The organism is Methylobacterium sp. ARG-1 (genome assembly GCF_001262595.1).
In the GTDB taxonomy this organism is placed as follows: domain Bacteria; phylum Pseudomonadota; class Alphaproteobacteria; order Rhizobiales; family Beijerinckiaceae; genus Methylobacterium; species Methylobacterium brachiatum.
In genome coordinates this window covers 77,392-99,176 of the sequence record NZ_LHCD01000022.1, presented here as the reverse complement: position 1 = coordinate 99,176, position 21,785 = coordinate 77,392, and the positions used below count along the sequence as shown (strand labels likewise).

Sequence of the window (21,785 nt, the reverse complement as noted above, 5' to 3'; positions counted from 1 at the left end):
CGCACAGAGACCGGGCTCAGCTTCGGCGATTGGCGGGCGCGGGCCCGGGTGATCCGGGCGCTCGCGCTCGCCGCCGAGGGCCGCCCGCCCGGCGCCGTGGCGGTGGCGGTGGGCTACCGGAGCGCGCAGGCTTTGCGCAGCACGGTCGCGCGGGTGCTGGGCGGCGGGGGAACGGTTTAGGCCGCCCGCACAGACGGTGAAGGCCGCGGGGCGGCCGTCACCTGAACCGGATCAGCCGGTCACTTCGGCTTGGCTTGGCCGCCCGGGCCCCAGCCGTGGTCCTGGACCGCCTTGACGATCTTGGCCTGCATCTCGGGCGCCACGGCCTGCATCCATTGCTGCATGCCGGCCAGCTGGATCTGGGCGAGCTGCGGCTGGGCGGCTGCAAGGCGCTTGCCGGTGGGCGTGGCGTAGAACGCCGCGATCGCCTGCAGGTCGTCCTTGCCGAGGATCGTGGCGAAGCCGCGGGCCTGGATGTCAAGGAGCTCGTCGTAATGCGCGGACAGGGTCGGCATCACGACCTCCTGGACGAGCACCTGCGCCTTGTCGGGCTCTTTGATGCCGATCTGCTGCATCATGCCGACCATCGGGGCCGCCATGGAGCCGAGCGTGGCGGCGCGATCCCCTTGCATCTGCGCGACCGTCTCCCGGGCGACCTTCAGCAAGGCCGGATCCGGCGCTGCGGCCGGGGCGGGTTTCTGCGCCGTCTGCGCCAGCACCGCGCCGGGCAGCCCGGTTCCGAGACAGAGGCCGACAAGAAAGGTCGAGAGGCGCATGGGTGCTCCGGTGACGATCGCCGCACGATTTAGCGTTGCACGGCCCGGGCAGTGCTACCGTAATCGTGATCCGGATCAATGACGGTGGGGGACGAGCCGTGACAAATGACGGTGCGAGGCGTGCTTAGCGGGGCCGAGACGCACCAGATGACCGCCCACACTCGCATCCATCTTCGGTGAAAATCGGAGGCAACCGGTGCGTAGCCCTGCACCTCCCGCTCCCGTCCCACGCGGCGGTTTTTCCCGCACCGATGTCACACCGGGCGGGACGCGCCTCGTCCTGCCCGTGACCGTCCCGACGGGACCGGACATGAGATGGAGTGGCACATGAAGATCGTGGTCATCGGCGGCACCGGGCTGGTCGGCTCGCAGGTCGTCACGGCTCTGCGAGGCTCCGGCCACGCGGTTCTCGCGGCCTCTCCGAATACGGGTGTGAACGCCGTCACGGGGGAGGGTCTCGCGGACGCGCTGTCGGGTGCCAGCGTGGTGGTCGACGTCGCCAATTCGCCGTCCTTCGCCGACGCCGCCGCGATGGATTTCTTCGTCCGCGCCGGACGGAACCTGGCCCAGGCCGAGAAGGCCGCCGGCGTCTCGCATCACGTCGCGCTCTCGGTGGTCGGAACCGAGCTCCTGCTCGACAGCGGCTACTTTCGCGCCAGGCTCGCCCAGGAAGAACTGATCGCCTCGGCCGGCGTACCCTGGACCCTTGTCCGCGCCACGCAGTTCTTCGAGTTCGTCGGCACGATTGCCGGGGCCGCGATCGTCGACGGCGTCGCCCGTGTCACCTCCGCGTCGATCCAGCCGATCGCCTCGGCCGATGTGGCTGCAAAGGTCGCCACGGTCGCGCTGGCGGCCCCGCGAAACGGCATGATCGAGATCGCCGGCCCCGAGCGGCTGCCGATGGCCGAGCTGGTGAGGCGCCACTTCGACGGCATCGGCGACCCGCGCGCGGTGATCACGGACGACACGGCCCCGTATTTCGGGGTGGTCCTCGAAGACCGCTGGCTGACGCCCTCCGGAGACGCATGGCTCTCCGAGCACCGCTTCGGCGATTGGCTGAGCGGCCAGCCCAGGCACGCGACATGAATCGCCTGGCCTAGGGATGGAGCCTCCATCTCGACCCTTACGGGTGGTGGCCGTCGGCGCGATGGCCGCCCCTGCGACCCGTATGGCCGAGGCATACGATATCCGGGAGCGCGACGCGGCGCGTTCCCGATGGTCCGGTGCGGGAAACGGGCGATCGCCCGCCGTTGAGGTTCAGGGCGCCGGCGGCGCTCCCGTCGTCCCTCCGAACCGCTGTGCCATCCGGTGGAGCTTGTCGGGGTTTCGCGTGAAGTAGATGCCGACGATCAGCCCGCCTTCGATATCGAGGGCGACGGTCTGCAAGGTCCCACCCGGCTCCAGACTGAAATAGCCCGGCAGGCCGTCGATCCAGAGGTCCTGCAGCTTCCGAGCCTGCTGGATCCACGATTTGCGCGCGGCCCCCTCGAACATGCGTGTGACCTTGTCGATGCCGATGATCGGCCGCGGGAACGCATGCGCCTTACCACCGCCATCGGACCGCACGACGACGGCGTCGGCGAGCATGCTGCGCAGCGCCGCGACATCGCCTGTCGCCGACGCCTCGAAGAAGGCCTTCGCGATGCGTATCCCCTCTTCCCGCGCGACAGGGAAGCGCGGGCGCGCGGCCTGCACATGCTTCCTGGCCCTCGCGGCGAGCTGACGGACCGCCGGCGGCTCACGCCGGAGGGTTGTCGCGACCTCATCGAGCGGGACCGCGAAGACGTCGTGCAGGATGAACGCCGCCCGCTCCAGGGGCGAGAGCCGTTCCAGCGCGAGCATCAGCGTCAGCGTCAGGTCGTCGCCGGGGGCGTCGTCCGGAGCCATGGCAACGGGTTCGGGCAGCCAGGTTCCGACATAGGTCTCGCGCCGTGCCCGGGCGGACTTCATCACGTCCAGGCAAAGCCGGGTCACCGTGCGCGACAAGAAGGCACCGGCCGACGCCACGCCGGCATGGTCGACCTGCCGCCAGCGGAGCCAAGCGTCCTGGACGACATCCTCGGCCTCGCCCAGGGAACCGAGCATCCGGTAGGCGAGCCGGACGAGCCGGCTTCGCTCCTGCTCGAAGATGAGGGTGGGATCATCGATGGTCGGCATGGCGGAACGACCAGACGCTGAGGGCAACCGCCATAAGCGCAGGCAATGTCACCGCGGGGAAGTCGCGCGTCAGAGCCTCCGGCCCGCAGATGCCGGCCGCGACCTCCCAGACATGGAACAGCGCATGGCCGGCCAGCCAGATCGCACCCATGCTCCACAGCAGCGCGCGCCAGCCGGGTTTCACGGCCCCGAACGCGAACCCCGCCCCGATCAGCACGAAGATGAGGCCGATATCGCGCAGTAGATGCTGGTTGAACGGGCCTGTCGTGGTCACGCCCGGCACAGCGAAGTACCAGGCCTCGGGTGCGGCCAGCATGAAGAGACCGTTCCCGGTCAGCCCCGCGCCGAGCAGGCCGGCCACGATTAGAACAGCGTTGGTCATCGCACATGCGCCCCGTGATCGCTTCACGAGGGTGACGAGGCGGCGTGGTCCGATGTGACACGAGATCCGAATTTGCTCGTGTCCCACCGCTTGGCGCGGGCTTTCAGACTTCTGCCTGGCGCCTCACGTCGCCCGCGCGGAAAAGTCGATCCGCGGGTCGATCCAGACGTAGATCAGGTCCGAGAGCAGGTTCACTGCCAGCCCGAGCAGGGAGAAGATGTAGAGGGTCGCGAACACCACCGGGTAGTCGCGGCCGACGATCGCCCGGAACGACAACTCGCCGAGGCCGTCGAGGGAGAAGATCGTCTCGATCAGCAGCGAGCCGGTGAAGAAGGCCGAGATGAACGCGCCCGGGAAGCCGGCGATCACGATCAGCATGGCGTTGCGGAAGACGTGGCCGTAGAGCACGCGGCGCTCGGACAGGCCCTTCATCCGGGCGGTCAGCACGTATTGCTTGCGGATCTCGTCGAGGAACGAGTTCTTGGTGAGCAGGGTCGAGGTCGCGAAGGCGCCGATCACCAGGGCGGTGAGCGGCAGCGCCAGGTGCCAGGCGTAGTCGGTGAGCTTGTGCCAGGTGGAGAAGGTCTCCCAGCCCTCGCTGGTCAGGCCGCGCAGCGGGAACCACTGGTAGAACGAGCCGCCTGCGAACAGGATGATCAGCATCAGCCCGAACATGAAGCCCGGGATCGCGTAGCCGATGATCACCACGAAGGAGGTCCAGCGGTCGAAGCGCTCGCCGTCCTTGACGGCCTTGCGGATGCCGAGGGGGATCGAGATCGCGTAGGACAGGAGCGTCATCCACAGGCCGAGCGAGATCGAGACCGGCAGGCGCTCCTTGATCAGCTGGATGACCGTGACATCGCGGAAATAGCTCCGGCCGAAATCGAACCGCACGTAGTCCCAGAGCATCTTGGCGAAGCGCTCCGGGGCCGGCTTGTCGAAGCCGAACTGCTTCTCCAGCTTGGCGATGAAGTCGGGGCTGAGGCCCTGCGCGCCGCGGTAGCGGGAATTGCCCTCGCCGCCGCTTGCCGGCCGGCCGCCGCCGCCCAGGTCGCCGCCCCCGCCGGTGACCCGCGACAGGGTGCCGTCGCCCTGGCCCTTCATCTGCGACAACACCCGCTCCACCGGGCCGCCCGGGGCGAATTGCACGATGGTGAAGGTGATCAGCATGATGCCGAACAGGGTCGGGATCATCAGGCCGATGCGGCGCAGGATGTAGCCGAGCATCGTCTCAGTCCCGCCCGATCCGCCTGGCCTTGTCGGCCTCGTACCACCAGGTCCCGGGGGCGCCGAGGTCGTATTTCGGCGGGTTGGCGGGGCGACCGTAGATGTCCCACAGGGCGAGGCGGTGGGCGCCGGAATACCACATCGGCACCCAGAGGCGCCGGGCCCGCAGCACCCGGTCGAGGGCCTTGCACGCGGTGGTCAGCGCGGCGCGGGACTGGGCATCCGCGATGGCGGTGAGCAGGGCGTCGATGGCCGGGTCGGCCATGCCCGAGAGGTTGTTGGAGCCCTTGGTGGCGGCCGCCTTGGAGCCGTAGAGCTCGCGCAGCTCCGTGCCCGGGGTGACGCCGCCGGAGAAGCGGCGGGACGTGACGTCGAAGTCGAAATCGTTGACCCGGGCCTGGTACTGCGACGGGTCGACGGTGCGGTGGCTCGCCTTGATCCCGAGCAGGCCAAGATTGCGGATGAACGGCTGGGTCACCGCCTGGAAGACCGGGTCGTCGTCCAAGAACTCGATGGAAAGGGGCTTGCCCTCCGGCAGCAGGAGGCCGCCGCCCTGGCGGATGCAGCCGGCCTCGCGCAGCAGCGCGTCCGCACGCTTGAGCAGCGCCCGGTCCTGGCCGGAGCCGTCCGAGACCGGGGGCATCCAGGCCTCGCCGAACACCTCCGGCGGCAGGTCTTTGAACGGCTCCAGCAGAGCCAGCTCCTCGACCGAGGGCTTGCCGGTGGCCTTGAGGTCGGAATTCTCGAAGAACGAGGCGGTGCGCGTATAGGCGCCGTACATCAGGTTGCGGTTCGACCATTCGAAGTCGAAGCACAGGCCGATCGCCTCGCGGATGCGGGGGTCGCGGAACGGCTCGCGCCGGGTGTTGATCCACCAGCCCTGGGTGCCGCTCGGCCGCGCATCCGGCACGGTCTGGCGGATGACGCGCCCCTCGGTGGCGGCGGGGAAGTCGTAGCCGGTGGCCCAGACCCGGGCGGTGAATTCCTCGCGGAACGTGAAGGCGCCGCTCTTGAACGCCTCGAAGGCCACGGTGCGGTCGCGAAAGTATTCGTAGCGGATGGCGTCGAAATTGTTCTGCCCGACCGTCACGGCGAGGTCGGCCGCCCAGTAATCCGGCACCCGGTCGAGCCCGATCGAGCGGCCGGGATCGACCGCGCCGACCTGGTAGGGCCCGGAGCCAAGCGGCGCCTCGAGGCTCGCGGCCTCGAAGTCGCGGCTGCCGTAATAGGTCGCGGAGAAGATCGGCAGCTGGGCCACGAACAGCGGCAGGTCGCGGGCGCGGCCCTCCGCGAAGGTGACGACCAGGGTATCGTCGCCCTCGGCGCGGGCGTCGGTCATCGGCCGGATCACCTCGGAGATCGAGGGATGGCCCTTGTCGCGCAGGATCTTGAGGCTGAAGGCGGCGTCCCGGGCGGTCAGCCGCGAGCCGTCATGGAACCGGGCCTGCGGGCGCAGCGCGAAGGTGTAGGTCAGGCCGTCGGGGCTCACCGTCACGGCGCGCGCCACCAGCCCGTAGACCGAATCCGGCTCGTCCAGCGCCCGGACCATCAGGCTGTCGAAGGTCAGGTCCAGCCCGGCCGCGCCGTCCCCGCGCAGCACGTAGATGTTGAGGGTGTTGAAGGTGTTGAGCGCCTGGTTGCCGGTCGTGCTGGCGAGCTGGGTCGAGAACCGGCCGCCCTTCGGGGCGATCGGGTTCACGTAGTTGAAATGCTCGAAGCCAGGGCCGTATTTCAGCTCGCCGAAGCTTGATAGGCCGTGGCGCTCCTCGCCGGCGGCCCAGGCGGGACGGGTCGCCGCGAGGGCGCCGGCGCCGAGGACGAGGCCGCGCCGGCTCGGCCACCAGGGCCGGCCGGTCACCGCGGGGCTCCGGTCTTGGCGGCGCGCGTCGCGTCGTACCACCAGGTCGTCGGGAATCCGGAGCCGGCGTAGCGCGGCAGCACGGCGGGGTGGCCGAACCGGTTCCAGCGCAGGGTCCGCTGCTCGCTCGCGGACCATTGCGGAACGACGTATTCGTGGGCGAGCAGCACCCGGTCGAGGGCCTTCGTCGCGGCGATCACGCCGGCCCGGTCATGGGCATAGATGACCTTGTCGATCAGGGCGTCGATGCCGGGATCCTTGATCCCAATCAGGTTGCGCGAGCCCGGCTTGTCGGCCGCCGCCGAGCCCCAGAACTCCCGCTGCTCGTTGCCCGGCGACAGCGATTCGCCCCAGCCGTTGGTGGTGATGTCGAAGTCGAAGTCGCGGATCCGGTTCTGGTACTGCGCGGCGTCGATCACCCGCATCGAGGCGTCGATGCCGATGAGCTTGAGCTGCGCCGCGAAGGGCAGGATTACCCGTTCGAAGGCGTTCTGGAATTCCAGGAACTCGACGGTCAGCGGCTCACCTGTCGCCTTGTTGACCATCTTGCCGCCGCGCAGCTCGTAGCCGGCCTCGCGCAGCAGCCCTACGGCCTCGCGCAGGTTCTTCCGCACGGCGTCCGGGGTGTCGTTGACCGGGTTGGCGTAGGGCGTGGTGAAGACCGAGGCCGGGATCTTGTCTTTGACGCTCTCCAGGATCGCCTTCTCCTGGCCCTCCGGAAGGCCCGAGGAGGCCAGTTCCGAGCCGAAGAAGTAGGAGTCGATTCGCTTGTAGAGGCCGTAGAACAGGTTCTTGTTCATCTCCTCGAAGTTGAGCGCCAGGTTGAAGGCCCGGCGCACCCGCGGATCCTTGAACTTGTCCCGGCGGGTGTTGAACGCGAAGGCCTGCATGATGCCCATGCCGCGCTCAGGGAACGCCTCCTTGATCAGGCGCCCCTCCTTCACGGCCGGGAAGTCGTCGTAGGCGGTCGCCCAGTTGCGGGCGATGTTCTCGGACCGGAAGTCGTAGAGGTCGCCCTTCAGGGCCTCGACCAGCACGGTGCCATCGCGGAAGTACTCGTGGCGCTCGGTGTCGAAGTTGTAGCGCCCGACATTCGCCGGCAGGTCCTTGCCCCAATAGTCCGGCACGCGGGTGTAGGTGACGCTGCGGCCGGGCTCGAACTTGGCCAGCCGATAGGGGCCGGAGCCGAGCGGCGGCTCCAGGGTGGTCTCGGTCGGGTTGCGCGGCTTGCCGCTGGCGTCCTTGCCCTCCCACCAGTGCTTGGGCAGCACCCGCAGCTGGCCGATCACCTGCGGCAGCTCGCGGTTGCCCTTCTCGCTGAACGTGAAGGTCACCTCGTGCGGCCCGGTCGCCTCGGCCTTGGCGACGGTCTGGTAATAGGCGGCGTAGAACGGGCTGTTGGCCTTCAGCACGTCGTAGGACCAGACCACGTCCTCGGGGGTGATCGGCTGGCCGTCGTGCCAGCGGGCGTTGTCGCGCAGGCGGTACGACACCGAGCCGAGATCGGCGGCGACCCGCACCGCCTCGGCCAGCAGGCCGTAGGAGGTGAACGGCTCGTCCGAGGATTCGGTCATGAGCGTATCGTAGAGCTGCAGCACGCCGCCCTCGAGATCGCCCTTCAGGCCGGAGACGATCATGTTGAAGTTGTCGAACCCGCCCTGCATGCCCAGCCGGACAAGCCCGCCCTTCGGCGCGGCCGGGTCGGCATAGTCGAAATGCTTGAAGCCGGGGCCGTATTTCGGCTCGCCCATCAACGTGATGGCGTGGGTCCACTGGCCGGTGGCAGCCGGGATCGTCACCTCCGTGGCGGCCGCGCTCGCGGCCGGTTCCTGCGCGCGGGCGGGGGCGAACTGAAGGCAGGCGATGCAGAGCGTGGCGGCGAGGAGGCGTCCGGTCACAGGCAGGCTATCTCCATGTCATCGCACCCCAGGGGGCGGGGCGTTCGGGATTCAACGCGGTCGGTCTTAGGCCGGGAGCGCCCCGGGCGTCGAGGTTCGCTGTTCGCAGGCCGGCCCGTTGTTCGAAGGCGCGACGGTAGTCGGCCGGAGCGCGGGGCTGGTCGGGATACCAAGTGAGCCCGAGCCGCCGCGTTGCCCCCGACACGGAACACGATCACACCGCACGCCCGCGGCGTCCCTCGACCAGCCACATGGCGAGCACGGCCGCCGCGAGGGCCGCCAGGGCGGCGAGGCCCAGCGCCAGCGGGTAGACCTCGACGCCGCGGATGTTGGCGCTGTCGCTCGGGCGGAAGCCGATCCAGTCGCCGCCAGCCAGGCGGCCGCTGCGCACGGTGGCGAGCCGCGGCACCTGAGTGGTGCCGCCGGCATCCGCGACTCGGCGGATCGAGCCGCCGGAGCCTTCGGCCACCGCCCTCAGGCGCTCGGTGTCGCTGAACACGTCGGCGAGCTCGCGCGGATTTGCCGGGCCGACGCTGACGAAGGCCACGAGGTTGCCCGAGCGCAGGGTGTGGAGCCCGAGGGTGTCCGCGTCGAAGGTGGCGGTGAACAGGCCGGGCTCGCCGGGCTTGAGGGTGAGCGTCGTCACCTTGCCGGTCGGGCCGGTGACGGTGACTGGCTCGACCTGCTCGGCCATGGTCTGGCGTTCGACCCGGACCTCCCGGCCGCGGCCGGTGGTCTGCGCCCGCAGGGCCTCCTCCTCAAGGGCTGGCTCCTTCATCAGCCAGTGCGCGAGGCGGCGCAGCAGGTCGAGATAGGGGCCGCCCTCCTGGTAGCCCCGGGCCCAGAGCCAGGCATGGTCGGACAGGAGCAGCGCGACGCGGCCCTTGTCCTCCCGGGACAGGGCGAGGAGCGGCAGCCCCTCGGCGCCGGACAGGATCGGCTGGATGCCGGGGCGGGTGTGGGCCTGGACGATGCGCAGCCAGTCGCCCCAGGCGGGCGGGTTGGCGTCCGAGCCCGGCAGGTCGCGGGTCACGGGGTGGCGCTGACCGACCTGGGTCGGCGTCGCCTTGTACGGCCGCTCGACCACGCGCCCGTCCGGGTCGCCCGGCAGGATGCCAGCCAGCCGCGTGCGGGCGAGGCTTGCCGGCCCGGCATATTCGGGGCCGGCGGCGACGAGCAGCGCCCCGCCCTCGCGGACGTAGCGGACGATGTTGTCGAAATAGGCCTGCGGCAGCACGCTCTGGTTGGCGTAGCGGTCGAAGATGATCAGATCGAAATCCTTGATCTTCTGGACGAACAGCTCGCGGGTCGGAAACGCGATCAGCGACAATTCGGAGATCGGCGTGCCGTCCTGCTTCTCGGGCGGGCGCAGGATGGTGAAATGCACGAGGTCGACGTTGGCGTCGGACTTCAGGAGGTTGCGCCAGGTCCGCTCGCCCTGGTGCGGCTCGCCGGAGACCAGCAGCACCCGCAGCTTCTCGCGGATGCCCTCGATCGGCAGCACCGCGCGGTTGTTGACCGTGGTGAGCTCGCCCGGCAGCGGCTCGACCTCGATCTCGACGACGTTCGGGCCGCCATGCTCGATCCGGGTGGTCAGCGCGAACGGCTTGTCGGTGGCCACGTCGCGCCGGCCGATCTCCTCGCCGTCGCGGCGGATGGTGACGACCGCGTGGCCGGTGCCGCCGCGCTCCATCACCTCGGCACGGATCGTGAGATCCTTGCCGACGATGCCGAAGCGAGGCGCCTCCAAGAGCTTGATCTGCCGGTCGCGCTCGTCCGGATGGCCGGTGACCAGGACGTGGAGCGGCGCCTTGATGCCGAGCTGGGCCATCGCGGCCGGAATGTCATGGACCACGCCGTCGGTGAGCATCACGATGCCGGCGAGCCGCTCGGGTGGCACGTCGGCCAGCGCCTGGCCCAGCGCCGTGAACAGCTTGGTGCCGTCGTCGCCATCCTTGGCGTCGGGCACATCGATGAAGCGCGGCTCGATATTGGTGAGCGCGCCGAAGCGGCGCTGCAGCTCGGCTCGCACCGCGTCGGTCATCTGCGGCCGGTCGCCCAGCGCCTGCGAGCCGGAGCGATCGACCACGATCGCCGCGATGTCCTTCACCGGCTCGCGATCCTCCCGCACAAGAGCGGGGTTGGCGAGCGCGGCCAGAACCAGGGCGAGCACCAGCGCACGCAGCAGCGCCGTCCGGCCCCGGGCTACAAAGGCGAGCACGGCCAGGACGACGACGATGAGCCCGAGGGCGGCCAGGACCGGCCAGGGGAGGAGGGGGGTGAAGCTGAGGCTCAGCATGGCGTGCAAGCCTCCAAGATGCGTGTGAGGGTGGCCGTCAGCCCATCAAACCTCCTCATCCTGAGGTGCCGCGTCAGCGGCCTCGAAGGAGGGCTCCAGGGATCGCGCGGCCAGCTGGAGGACTCCTTCGAGGCGCCCGCTGCGCGGCCGCACCTCAGGATGAGGGGATCTGATGGGAGCAACCGTTGCCCGGGAAACGTGTCGATGCCTGTCACTGCCCCAGCCGCTCCAGCAGTGCGGGCACGTGGACTTGGTCCGCCTTGTAGTTTCCGGTCAGCGTGTAGATCACGATGTTCACGCCGCCCCGGAAGGCCATCTCGCGTTGGCGCTGGTCGCCGCCGACCACCGGGTAGAGCGGCTCGCCGCGGCGGCCCACCGCCCAGGCGGCGGCGAGGTCGTTGCCGGTGATGATGATCGGGCTGACGCCGTCGCCGGCCCGGGCCGGGCGGCGCTCAGTGCCCTCTGCGGCGGGGGGCAGGGCCTCGACCCAGGTCTGGCCCGTGGCATAGCGGCCGGGGAAGCTGTCGACCAAGTAGAACGCTTTGGTCAGGACGTGGTCGAGGGGCACCGGCTCCAGCTCCGGCACTTCGAGGGTCGCCAGCATCTTGCGCAGGTAGGCCGCCTCGGGGGAGGGCGGGCCGCCCGGGCGGGCGGTGAGCGCATCGCGGGTGTCGAACAGGACCGTGCCGCCGTTGCGCATGAACGCGTCGATCTTGCGGATCGCCGTCTCCGAGGGCTGCGGCCGGGACGGCGCGATCGGCCAGTAGATCAGCGGATAGAAGGCGAGTTCGTCCTTGGCCGGGTCGATCCCGGCGGGCTCGCCCGGTTCGAGGGCGGTGCGCGAGGCGAGCATTTGCGTCAGGCCGGTCAGCCCGGTCCGACTGGCCTCGTCGACGGCGGCGTCGCCGGTGATCACGTAGGCGAGCCGCGTGACCAGGGCCGATTCGATGCCGTTCGGCCGGTTGGGCGCGGGCTCCTCGGCGCGCAGGGGCTGCGCCGGCAGGGCGGCGAACAGCAGGAGGCCCGCGACGGCCAGCGCCGCCGGACGTCCGCGCAGGCGGCTCGCCCAGGCGGAGCGGCGCAGGAAGCCGCCGAGCCACAGGCCCGCCAGGGTGTCGAGGGCGAGCAGCAGCAGCGCCAGGGTGAACAGGGTCGGGCGTAAATCCAGGGTCTCGGCTCCGGCGAGGCTTCCGATCCGGGCGCTCTCGAGCGCCGCGGTGTCGAGGGGTTTCAGGCGGTCGTCGGGCTTAAGGGCGTTGACGCTGATGCCGCCATCGGCCGGCCCGTAGAAGCCCGGCGGGTGCTCGGCGTTTCCCCGGTCGGCATAATCGGCCGCCACCGCGGTGGCAGAGGCGGGGGGCGAGCCGAGGGCGCCGAACCCGTCCAGCGTCGCCCGCGGGGCGAGCACCACGGCAGACGCGCGGCCGGCTTCGCCCGCGGGAGGCGCCGAAGTGCCGGCGAGCCCGACGACGCGCCGGAGCATGTCGATGAACAGGCCCGAGAGCGGCAGGTTCGACCAGGTCGTGTCGGCGGTGACGTGGAACAGCACCAGCGTGCCCTGGCCGCGCTTCTGCGCGGTGACGATCGGCGTGCCGTCCTGGAGGGAGGCCCAGGTCCGGTTCGGCAGGTCGCCGTCCGGCTCGGCCAGGATCTGGCGACGCACGCCGATATCGGCCGGCGGGGTCAGGCCGGCGAAGGGACTCTCGGGCGGGAACGGCGCCAGGGTCTTGGGGCTGTCCCAGGACAGGGTGCCGCCCAGCGTCCGGTTGCCCCGGCGTAGGCGGACCGGAACCAGCGGGTCGTTGCCGGCGGCGAGCCGCGGCCCGGCGAAGCGCAGCAGCATGCCGCCGGCCTGCACAAAGCTCTCGACCCGGGCGGTGGTCCGCTCGTCGAGGGCGCCGACATCGGCCAGCACCAGCACCGAGACCTGGTTGTCGAGGAGTTGGTTGATCGACTCCGCCGTCCCCTTGGCGCCGCGCGCCTCCTGCACGTCCGCGAAGGGCTGGAGCGCCCGGGCGAGGTAGTAGGTCGGCGCCAGCAGGGGCTGGGCCTGGTCGAGGGTGCCGCCGAAGACGATGCCGACCCGGCGGCGCTTGCCGCGCTCGTCTTGGAGCACCACGGCCCCGGCCGAGCGCTCGCCTGCGATCTCCAGGCGGCTGATGCTGTTGCGCAGCTCCACGGGCATCTCGAAGGCGGCCGTGGCCTCGGTGGCGTCGCCCGCGAAGGCGAAGTCCCGCTCGGCCAGCGGCAGGCCCTTCTGGTCGAGGGCCCGGATCACGCCGGTGTCGCGCCCGTTCGGCGCCGCCCGCTGCGCCCGGGCCGTGAGGGTGCCGCCGGTCTCGGTGGCGGTGAGCGCCAGGGCCGGCGGCCTGTCCGCGCGCAGAACGGTCAGGGCGGCGCCGCTGCCGCCGACGAGATCGGCCAGGCCCTTGGCGAAGCGCTCGTCGCTAGCGCCGGCGACGCCATCGCTGATCCAGACGAGGCCGGCGCCGCGGTTCTTCTCCAGGAACGCGCCGATGCTGGCCAGATGCGCGTCGCGGCTCGGCAGGATCGGGCGCGGCGCCAGGGCGCGCAGGCGCTCCAGGGCGGAGGCCGGGGTCTTGGCCTCGAAAGCCGCGGCCGGCTCGGCGAGGCCGATCACCGCCACGGGCCGTCCGTCCCGGGCCGCGCCCTCGATCGCGTCGGTAGCAACCCGCAGCCGGTCGCGCCAATCGTGGGCAGCCGTAAAGCCGTTGTCGAGGAGGACGAGGAGCGCGCTGCGCCCGCCGCCGGCCCCGACGCCGCCGGGGTTCCAGACCGGGCCGGCCACCGCCAGGATCAGGGCGGCGGCGATCAGCAGGCGCAGGAACAGCAGCCAGGGCGGGGTACGTGCCGGCGTCTGCCGCTGCGGGATCAGGTCGGCGACGAGCTTGAGCGGTGGGAATTCGATCCGGCGCGGGCGCGGCGGGGTCACCCGCAGCAGGAACCACAGGGCCGGCAGGCCGATCAGGGCGGCGAGCGCCAGGGGCGCCGCGAAGGTCAGACCGAGCATGGCGGCCTCACTCCGGGCCGCGCGCGGCGATCAGCGTGGCGAGCCGCAGGGCCGCCTCGCTCGCCGGGCGGTCGGTGCGGTGGATGGTGAGCGTCCAGCCCTGCTGGCGGGCGATCGCCTGCAAGGCGGCGCGGTGCTCGGCGATGCGGGCGCGGTAGCGGTCGCCCCAGGCGCCGGCGTCGCCGATGTCGAGGCTGAGTTCGCCTTCGAGGTCGTGCAGCACCGCCTGACCGGTGAACGGGAAGGTCTCCTCGATCGGATCGACGACCATCAGCAGATGGCCGCGGCTGCCACGGCCGGCGAGGCTTTGCACGGCGGTCGCGATCCGGTCGGGATCGGTAAGGAAGTCGCCGATCAGCACCACCTCGTCGAACCGAGCCGGGCTCGCCCGCGGCGGCAGGTCCTGCGCCAACCCGGCCCTGTCGGCGACCAGCGCCTGGATCATCCGCTCGACGATGCCCCGCGAGGCGGTGGCGCGGGTGAGCCCGAGGAGCCCGACTCGCTCGCCGCCTTCGACGAACGCGTCAGCCAGGGCCAGCCCGAGGACCAGGGCCCGCTCGACCTTGGAGGCCGAGGCCAGGTCCGACGCAAACCCCATCGAGGCGGAGCGGTCGATCCAGAGCCAGATGTTGTGGGCCGCCTCCCATTCGCGCTCGCGCACGTAGAGCCGGTCGTCCCGGGCGGAGCGGCGCCAATCGACCCGCGCGGCGGCCTCGCCGGTGACGAAGGGGCGGAACTGCCAGAAACTCTCGCCCGGCCCGGCCCGGCGACGGCCGTGCAGGCCGTGGGCCAGCAGGCTCGACACCCGCCGCGCCTCCAGGACGAGGCGGGGCATTTTTTCGGATAGGGCGGTCGCGCCCTCGCTCTCGCGCCTGCCGGGGGTGCGCCGTTCGGAGCCGAGGGCGTGTGTCCCGACCAAGGTTAAAGCTTCTCGGCGAGCTTGCCGATCAGGCCCTCGATGGTCTCGCCGTCGGCGCGGGCGGTGTAGCTGAGCGCCATCCGGTGCTTGAGCACCGGCTCGGCCAGGGCCTTCACGTCGACCACGGAGGGGGCGACCCGGCCCTCGATCAGCGCCCGGGCGCGGGCGGCGAGCGTCAGCGCCTGGCTGGCGCGGGGGCCGGGACCCCAGAGCAGCTTGTCCTTGACCAGCGGATCGCCGCCGTCGGGCCGGGCGGCGCGCACCAGATCGAGGATCGCCTCGACCACGGCCTCGCCGACGGGCAGCCGGCGCACCAGGCGCTGGGCGGTGAGCAGCTGTTCGGTGGACATCACCGCGTGCGGGCGCACCTCGTCGACGCCGGTGGTCTCGATCAGGATCCGGCGCTCGGCGGCGCGGTCGGGATAGCCGACGTCGATCTCGAGCAGGAACCGGTCGAGCTGGGCCTCGGGCAGGGGATAGGTGCCCTCCTGCTCGATCGGGTTCTGAGTGGCGAGCACGTGGAACGGCCGCGGCAGGTCGTGGCGCGCGCCGGCCACCGAGACGTGGCCCTCCTGCATGGCCTGGAGCAGGGCCGATTGCGTGCGCGGGCTCGCCCGGTTGATCTCGTCGGCCATCAGCAGCTGGGTGAAGACCGGCCCCTGCACGAAGCGGAACGCCCGGCGGCGCTCGGCATCCTCCTCGAGGATCTCGGTGCCAAGGATGTCAGAGGGCATCAGGTCCGGGGTGAACTGCACGCGCCGCGCGTCGAGGCCGAGCACCGTGCCCAGGGTTTCCACGAGCTTAGTCTTGGCGAGCCCCGGCAGGCCGACGAGCAGGCCGTGGCCGCCCGCCAGGATCGTCACCAGGGCGAGGTCGACGACCTTCTCCTGCCCGAAGATCACCCCATGGATCGCGTCGCGCGCCTGACCCACCGCGGCGAGGCAGGTCTCCGCAGTCGCCACGATGCCGTCGTCGAGGCTGGTGGCCGGGCTGATCGCCTGCGTCATGCGGTTGTCCGTCTCCTGTCCGGGGCTCCGGAGAACCCCGTCGGTCATTCGGCCAATGTGGGGCCGTTCGCACCGGGCTGGCAAGGTCGGGATCGCCGCACGCGGTTTTGACGCCCGGAACCCGGTGTTTCACGCCGCCGCGCAGCGGCCCCGCGACACGGCCCTTGGCGCGGGCCGGCCGGACCATTAGGAAGGCGCGCGAGCCGGGGCGGCCGGCTGAACCTCCTGATGTCTCTCGCGGATTGCGGCGTAGGCAGCACAGCGGGCCTCCCGCGTATCCGGTACACACCATGCGCCTTCGAGATGTGTTCGTCGCCGGGCCCGCGCGGTCCCTCACGCGCCCGCTGGCCCGGCGCCTGAAGCGGCGGCGGACGAACGAGCCCCGCCAGGCGGATCTGGTGGCGGCCGTGAAGGCCTCGGGCCTGTTCGATCCGGCCTGGTACGCGCGGCGCTATCCCGACGTGGTCGGGGAGGGGATCGACCCGCTCGTCCACTACGCGGTCCATGGCGGGCGCGAGGGTCGCTGGCCGTCGCCCTTGTTCCACGGCGACCGCTATCTCGACGCTGTCCCGGGCCTGCGCGCCGAGGGCGTGAACCCGCTGATCCACTATGTCGAGCGCGGCGCCGATGCCGGCATCACCCCCAACCCGCTGTTCGATCCGGACTGGTACGCGGAGCGCTATCTCGGCGGCGCCGACGCCCGCGCCCGGGCGTTCTTCCACTTCATCAAGAGCTCCGACACCGACCCTTCGCCGCTGTTCGATTCCGCCTGGTACCGGTCGCGCTACCCGGATGCCCGGGAGGCCGGCGGCATCGCGCTGGCGCATTACTACGAGACCGGCCGGAAGCAGGGCTACCTGCGCAATCCGGAAGAGTTCGCCGGGCTATCGCGGCATGTCGATCTGATCCGCGGCTCTGGGATCTTCGACGCCGAGTTCTATCGCGGGCGCTGCCCTGAGGCCGAGACCAGCGGGCTTGAGCCTCTGGAGCATTACGTGATGGCCGGCGGCTATCGCCGCTACGCCCCGCATCCCCTGTTCGATCCCGATTGGTACGCCGCGCAATCCGCGGCGGTGCGCACCGACAGCCTCAACCCGCTGGTGCATTTTCTGGAGCACGGCGCCCGGGACGGGCTCGATCCCGGCCCCTGGTTTGACACGCGCTGGTACACGAAGACCTATCTCGCCGACGACGAGACGGAGGCGAACCCGCTCGCGCATTTCCTGGCCGACAATGGCCGGCGTACGAGCCCGTCGCCGCGCTTCGACGCGCCCTGGTACCTCGCCCGCTACCCGAAGGTTGCCGCGCTCGGCCTCAATCCCCTGGTCGACTACGTCACCACCGGGCTGGAGGCGGGCCGCCTGACCCGCCGGGTCGCCGGCGCCGCGGTGCCCGAGGCCGCCGACGCCCGCTTGTCCTGCCTGAAGCGGGAGCCGCGCCGGCACGGCCGCACGGCCCTGTTCATCACCCATGCGCCGGAGGGGCGCATCCGCGGCCATGTCGAGCCCTACCTGCGGGCGTTTGCCGAGAACGGCATCGACATCGTGCTGATCATCGCGGCCGACCAGCACAAGACCGCGGTGCCGGAAGCGATCCTGAACCTGTGCGCCTCGGCCTACCTGCGCGAGAACACCGGCTTCGACTTCGCCGCCTGGGCGCATGTCCTCCTGGAGGACGACGACCTGCTTGATTCCGCGACCCTGTATCTCGCCAACGACAGCCTGGTGGGGCCCCTCGACAGCGGCGACTTCGCCGGGCTGCTGACGAAGATCGATAGCTATCCGGAGGCGGTGATCGGGCTCGCCGACAACTTCTATTACAGTCACCACCTGCAGAGCTTCTTCCTGGCCCTGAAGAAGCGCTGCCTATCCTCCTACGCGTTCAACCACTTCATCCAGTCGGTGGCGAACTGGCCGGACAAGAACAGCGTCATCACCGAGTACGAGCTGACCTTCTCCGGGCGGATGCGGGCCGCCGGGCTCGGGATGCGCAGCCTGTTCTCGGCTCAGAACAAGCACATGACGCTGGTCAACGACCCGCGCAACAACCGCACCCTGTTCGACTGGGAGAACATGCTCAGCCAGGGCTTCCCGTTCGTGAAGCGCTCGCTCTTGGGCGAGCACGCCGCGATCGGCGGCGCGGCGGTGCGCGAGGCGATCGGCGCGCGCGGCTTCGACCTCGACCGGCTCGACCAGACCTTCACCTATCCCGGGCCCAAGATCTGGGCCGACCTGCGCAGGCCCCAGGCGCCGCAGCGGCCGCTGCGGGTCTCCTACGTCTCGCCGATGAACTACGCCAATGGGCTCGGCGTCGCGGCGCGCAGCTACGTGCGGGCGCTGCACCGGGCGTCCTTCGCCCTGAACGTCCATCCGATGGAGCGGTCGTTCCACGTCCATGCCCGGGTCGGGCCGGGCTGGCAGGCCCGGACCTTCTCGGGGGCGCCGGATGTCGCCCTGGTGCATTTCAACGGTGACAGCTGGCACTCCCTGATGAGCGCGCGGCAGCTCGACATTGCGGCGAGCGCCCGGCTCAAGATCGGGCTGTTCGTCTGGGAGACGTCGCACGTGCCCGGGGGCTGGCTGCCCACCGTGGACGGTCTCGACGCGATCTGGGCGCCCACCGAGTTCTGCGCCGCGATCTTCCGTCAGATCACCGACATCCCGGTCGATGTCGTGCCCTACGTCGTCGAGAACGAGCCCGGCGAGCCGGCGAGCGCCGCCGCCAAGGCCAACCTGCGCAAGGCGTTCTCCATCGACCCGGCCAAGAAGATCATTCTCTACGCCTTCGACGGGTCGAGCTACCTCGCCCGGAAGAACCCGCACGCGCTGATCCGCGCGTTCCGGGCCGCGGGGTTGGCGCAATCCGGCTGGCAGCTCGTGCTCAAGACCAAGCACGTGTTCGACCTGCCCGACGAGGGCAAGAAGCTGCTCGACCTCGTCGGCACGACCGGCGACGTGGTGGTGATCGACCAGCCGCTCTCCCAGAACGAGCTCGGCGCCCTGTTCGAGCTCTGCGCGGTCTACGCCTCGTCGCATTCCTCCGAAGGCTTCGGCCTGACGATCGCCGAGGCGATGGAGATGGGCAAGGTCGTGGTCGCCACCGATTACGGCGGCAGCCGCGACTTCCTCGACGCGACCTGCGGCTTCCCGGTGAAGGCCGAGATCGCCGCCCTGGAGCAGACCTACGGGCCGTATCTGCGCGGCGCCGAATGGGGCCAGGTGGACGAGGCAGACCTCGCCCGCGCGCTCACCGACGCCGCCCGGGCGGTAACCAGCGGCGACGCCGCGCGGATCGGCACCGCCGCCCGCGCCCGGATCCGCGAGCGCCTGTCGATCGGCGCGGTGGCCGCCGCCATGGAGGCGAGCCTGTCCCGCCTTCTCGCAGCCGAACGTAGCTGACGCCCGGGAGACGCTCCGTGCTGAACAAAAAACCGGTTCCGGCCCCGTCGGCCTCTTGGAGCGCGCGCGCCTGGCCGGACGCGCTCCTGTCGCTGCCCCTCGACGAGCGCTTCCACCCGATCGACGAGCGCAAGCTCGGTCAGGTCGCCGCCGGCGCGCTTCCCGCTTGCCGCGCGGTGTTCGTGGCCCCGGCGGCGTCCGAACTGCATCCGGATCTGTTCGAACCGATCCTCGCCGCCATGGCTGAGCGGCCGGATATCGGCATCTTCTACGGCGACGACGCCGTGGTGGACGGCGCGGGCCAGGTCCGCAGCATCCATTGCAAGCCGGCCTTCAACCCGGCGCTGCTCATGGCCGACGATTACATCGGCTTCCCGCTGGTGATCCGCGCCTCGGCCCTGGCGAGCCTCACCCCGGATTTCGGCCGGCGCACCGGCAACGCCGCCTGGTTCCGGCTGCTGCTCGACGCGATCGCGGCGGGCATCGGCATCGACCGGATCCCGCAGACGCTGATCGCCTCGCCGCTGGCGCGCCCGAAGGCGAAGCGGGCCGCCCGAGCCGACATGCTCGACCGCTGGTTCCAGAGCTCGGGCTCACCCCTGCGCACCGCCCCCGGCCTGACCCCGGACACGCTGGAGATCCGCCGCAGCCTCGATGCGCGCCCGCCCGTGACCCTGGTAGTACCCACCGCCCAGACCCGGCCCCGGGACGCGGACGGAAACCCGATCGCGGACGCCAAGCCCCACGTCATCAACCTGCTCGATAGCCTCGGCCGCAGCACCTACCCGGCCGACCGGATCCGGGTGCTGATCGGCGACGACAAGGCGGACGACGCGATCTACCGAGGCCGCTCCGACCGCTTCGCCGTGACCCGCCTGCTCACCACGCGGCCCGAGGGTACGCCGTTCAACTACGCGGCCAAGATGAACACCCTCTGGCGCGCCGCCGAAACCGACCTCGTCATCCTGATGAACGACGACCTCGTCGTGCGCCGCCCCGGCTGGATCGAGGCGCTCCTGACCTTCGCGCTCGACCGCGGCGTCGGCGGCGTCGGCGGGCGACTGCTGTTCCCGAGCGGCAAGATCCAGCATGCCGGCATGTTCGGCGGCATCTTCGATGTCTGCGCTCATCCCTGGTACAACCGTGACGCGGCCGAGCCGACCTACGGCGACTGGGCGCTGGCGCAGCGCGACTGCTCGTCGGTGACCGGCGCGCTGTTCGCCACCCGCAAGGCGGTGCTGGAGGCGGTGAACGGCTTCGACGAGAGCTTCGCCCTCGACTTCAACGACGTCGACCTGTGCTTCAAGCTGCGGATGCTCGGCTACCGCATCGTCTACACGCCGTTCGCCGAGATGGCGCACCACGAGAGCGCCTCCCGGCACACCAGCTTCGCCCCCGGCTCGCAGATCTCGCGCTTCCTGCGCCGCTGGCACGACGTGCTCACCGACGACCCCGCCTACAGCCCGCAGCTGCGCACCGACACCGATGTGGTCGCCCCTCGGGCCGATGCCGCCCGCTGGGTGACCGAGCGGCGGCCCGCCTGAGTCACAGCGCCTCGCCGCGCATCAGCCGGGGCCGGGTGCCCCGGGAGGCCGCGGCCTCTCCGATGAAGAAGCGCTTCAGGCTCGGCAGGCGGTCGACGATCCCGAGGCCGAGATCGCGGGCGAGCCGCAGTGGCAGGGCGTCGTTGGAGAACAGCCGGTTCAGCCCGTCGGTGGCCGCTGCCATGGCGAAGCTGTCGAACCGGCGGGCGCGCTCGTAGGCGCGCAGCACGTCCGGGCTGCCGGGATCGAGCCCGAGACGCAGGGCCCCGGTCACCGCCTCGGCCAGCGCCGCGGCGTCGGCCAAGCCGAGATTGAGGCCCTGCCCGGCAATCGGGTGGATGACGTGCGCCGAATCCCCCAGCAGCGCCAGCCGCTCCGCCCGGAACGCCCGTGCGATGCCGAAGGCCAGCGGATGCCGGCTCGGGCCGTGCTCCAGGGCAAGGTTGCCGAGATCCAGGGTGAACCGGCGCTCGATCTCGGCCAGCACCTCGTCGGGCTCGCCCGAGAGCAGCGCGTCGGCCTCGTCGGCCCGCTCGGTCCAGACGATCGAGGAGCGGTGGCCAAGCGACCCGCCGTCCCGCAGGGGCAGGATCGCGAAGGGGCCGGCGGGCAGGAAGTGCTCGAAGGCACGGCCCTGGTGCGGGCGGGCATGCCCGACCGTGGCGACGATCCCGACCTGCGGATAGGACCAGCCGACCCAGCCGATCCGCGCCGCCTCGCGCAGCCGCGAGCGCGCCCCGTCGGCGGCCACCAGCAGGTCGGCCTTGCGGGTCGCGCCCGTGGTCAGCTCCGCCCGGATCGCCGCGCCCTCCGGCACCGCCCGCACCACGCCCCCGGTGACGATCTCGACCCCTGCGTTCCGGCAGGCCTCGGACAGCGTCCGCGCCAGGGGCTCGGCCTCGACCATGTGGGCGAAGGGCTCGCCCACCGCCCGGTCGGGCTGGTCCTCCTCTTCCCGCCCGAAGGTCAGGAAGACCGGCCGCACCGGGTCGGCGATTCGGCTGTCGCTGATGACCATCTCGGCGATCGGCTCGGCGGCGGCCGCGATCCCGTCCCACAGCCCGAGCTGCGTCAGCATCCGCCGTCCGCCCGCCGCCAGCGCATAGGCGCGCCCGCGATGCCGGGCGGGATCGGCGCCGTGGGGATCGATCACGGTCACGGCGAGCGCCGGCCCGTGGGCCTGCTTGAGCGCGAAGGCCAGGGCGAGGCTGGCAAGGCCGCCGCCGGCGATCAGGAGGCTGCGGCTGCCGGGGCGGGGCGTCTGGGCCGTCATCGTCACGGATCTCCGA

Annotated in this window: 14 protein-coding genes and 1 pseudogene; 4 read left to right on the top strand and 11 right to left on the bottom strand. The window is 71.1% G+C overall.

Annotated elements, in window-relative coordinates:
• Positions 1-180 (top strand): annotated as a pseudogene (locus AKJ13_RS19615) (AraC family transcriptional regulator); the annotation flags it as partial.
• Between the two features lie 59 nt (positions 181-239).
• Here AKJ13_RS19615 and AKJ13_RS19610 read toward each other — a convergent pair.
• Positions 240-776 carry a DUF2059 domain-containing protein gene (locus AKJ13_RS19610; protein WP_050734866.1) on the bottom strand — a complete coding sequence of 179 codons (537 nt, stop codon included), beginning with the start codon at positions 774-776 and terminating at the stop codon, positions 240-242.
• 327 nt (positions 777-1,103) lie between these two features.
• Between AKJ13_RS19610 and AKJ13_RS19605 the strand changes: the two genes are divergently transcribed.
• Positions 1,104-1,862, top strand: coding sequence for an SDR family oxidoreductase (locus AKJ13_RS19605; protein WP_050734865.1), 759 nt, complete (start codon positions 1,104-1,106; stop codon positions 1,860-1,862).
• A gap of 171 nt (positions 1,863-2,033) precedes the next feature.
• Here AKJ13_RS19605 and AKJ13_RS19600 read toward each other — a convergent pair whose 3' ends face one another.
• The 9 genes from AKJ13_RS19600 to AKJ13_RS19560 all read right to left on the bottom strand — a co-directional run bounded on the left by AKJ13_RS19600 (position 2,034) and on the right by AKJ13_RS19560 (position 15,554).
• A complete protein-coding gene (locus tag AKJ13_RS19600; RefSeq protein ID WP_050734864.1) occupies positions 2,034-2,933 on the bottom strand; it encodes a sigma-70 family RNA polymerase sigma factor in 900 nt (299 codons plus the stop codon).
• Positions 2,917-3,294, bottom strand: coding sequence for a hypothetical protein (locus AKJ13_RS19595; protein WP_244471661.1), 378 nt, complete (start codon positions 3,292-3,294; stop codon positions 2,917-2,919). Before AKJ13_RS19595 ends, AKJ13_RS19600 begins: the two co-directional genes overlap by 17 nt.
• Positions 3,295-3,438: 144 nt before the next feature.
• The gene (locus AKJ13_RS19590; RefSeq protein WP_050734862.1) at positions 3,439-4,542 is read right to left on the bottom strand and encodes a microcin C ABC transporter permease YejB; all 1,104 of its coding nucleotides are present in this window, start codon (positions 4,540-4,542) and stop codon (positions 3,439-3,441) included.
• A gap of 4 nt (positions 4,543-4,546) precedes the next feature.
• A complete protein-coding gene (locus AKJ13_RS19585) occupies positions 4,547-6,400 on the bottom strand; it encodes an extracellular solute-binding protein (RefSeq protein WP_050734861.1) in 1,854 nt (617 codons plus the stop codon).
• A complete protein-coding gene (locus AKJ13_RS19580; RefSeq protein WP_244471662.1) occupies positions 6,397-8,265 on the bottom strand; it encodes an extracellular solute-binding protein in 1,869 nt (622 codons plus the stop codon). Before AKJ13_RS19580 ends, AKJ13_RS19585 begins: the two co-directional genes overlap by 4 nt.
• Before the next feature lie 247 nt (positions 8,266-8,512).
• Positions 8,513-10,597, bottom strand: a complete 2,085-nt coding sequence (locus AKJ13_RS19575) for a hypothetical protein (protein ID WP_050734859.1) — start codon at positions 10,595-10,597, stop codon at positions 8,513-8,515.
• Positions 10,598-10,808: 211 nt separating this feature from the next.
• Positions 10,809-13,628, bottom strand: a complete 2,820-nt coding sequence (locus tag AKJ13_RS19570; protein WP_050734858.1) for a DUF4159 domain-containing protein — start codon at positions 13,626-13,628, stop codon at positions 10,809-10,811.
• 7 nt (positions 13,629-13,635) lie between these two features.
• Entirely contained in the window at positions 13,636-14,547 is a 912-nt protein-coding gene (locus AKJ13_RS19565; protein WP_050734857.1) for a DUF58 domain-containing protein, read from the bottom strand.
• 2 nt (positions 14,548-14,549) lie between these two features.
• On the bottom strand, positions 14,550-15,554 hold the full coding sequence (locus AKJ13_RS19560) for a MoxR family ATPase (protein WP_050734877.1): 1,005 nt from the start codon (positions 15,552-15,554) through the stop codon (positions 14,550-14,552).
• Between the two features lie 290 nt (positions 15,555-15,844).
• On the opposite strand from AKJ13_RS19560, the gene AKJ13_RS19555 reads away from it, so the two are divergent.
• Positions 15,845-18,952 (top strand): rhamnan synthesis F family protein, encoded by a 3,108-nt coding sequence (locus AKJ13_RS19555; RefSeq protein WP_050734856.1) that lies wholly within the window; start codon positions 15,845-15,847, stop codon positions 18,950-18,952.
• A gap of 17 nt (positions 18,953-18,969) precedes the next feature.
• The gene (locus tag AKJ13_RS19550; protein WP_050734855.1) at positions 18,970-20,496 is read left to right on the top strand and encodes a glycosyltransferase; all 1,527 of its coding nucleotides are present in this window, start codon (positions 18,970-18,972) and stop codon (positions 20,494-20,496) included.
• A gap of 1 nt (position 20,497) precedes the next feature.
• On the opposite strand, the gene AKJ13_RS19545 is transcribed toward AKJ13_RS19550, so the two are convergent.
• Positions 20,498-21,769 carry an FAD-dependent monooxygenase gene (locus AKJ13_RS19545; RefSeq protein WP_050734854.1) on the bottom strand — a complete coding sequence of 424 codons (1,272 nt, stop codon included), beginning with the start codon at positions 21,767-21,769 and terminating at the stop codon, positions 20,498-20,500.
• Positions 21,770-21,785 lie beyond the last annotated feature (16 nt).

Excerpts from the sequence above, each read along its gene's own strand:
- AKJ13_RS19610 (WP_050734866.1), bottom strand. The coding sequence starts at position 776 with ATGCGCCTCTCGACCTTTCTTGTCGGCCTCTGTCTCGGAACCGGGCTG.
- AKJ13_RS19605 (WP_050734865.1), top strand. The coding sequence starts at position 1,104 with ATGAAGATCGTGGTCATCGGCGGCACCGGGCTGGTCGGCTCGCAGGTC.
- AKJ13_RS19600 (WP_050734864.1), bottom strand. The coding sequence starts at position 2,933 with ATGCCGACCATCGATGATCCCACCCTCATCTTCGAGCAGGAGCGAAGC.
- AKJ13_RS19590 (WP_050734862.1), bottom strand. The coding sequence starts at position 4,542 with ATGCTCGGCTACATCCTGCGCCGCATCGGCCTGATGATCCCGACCCTG.
- AKJ13_RS19575 (WP_050734859.1), bottom strand. The coding sequence starts at position 10,597 with ATGCTGAGCCTCAGCTTCACCCCCCTCCTCCCCTGGCCGGTCCTGGCC.
- AKJ13_RS19570 (WP_050734858.1), bottom strand. The coding sequence starts at position 13,628 with ATGCTCGGTCTGACCTTCGCGGCGCCCCTGGCGCTCGCCGCCCTGATC.
- AKJ13_RS19560 (WP_050734877.1), bottom strand. The coding sequence starts at position 15,554 with ATGACGCAGGCGATCAGCCCGGCCACCAGCCTCGACGACGGCATCGTG.
- AKJ13_RS19555 (WP_050734856.1), top strand. The coding sequence starts at position 15,845 with ATGCGCCTTCGAGATGTGTTCGTCGCCGGGCCCGCGCGGTCCCTCACG.
- AKJ13_RS19545 (WP_050734854.1), bottom strand. The coding sequence starts at position 21,769 with ATGACGGCCCAGACGCCCCGCCCCGGCAGCCGCAGCCTCCTGATCGCC.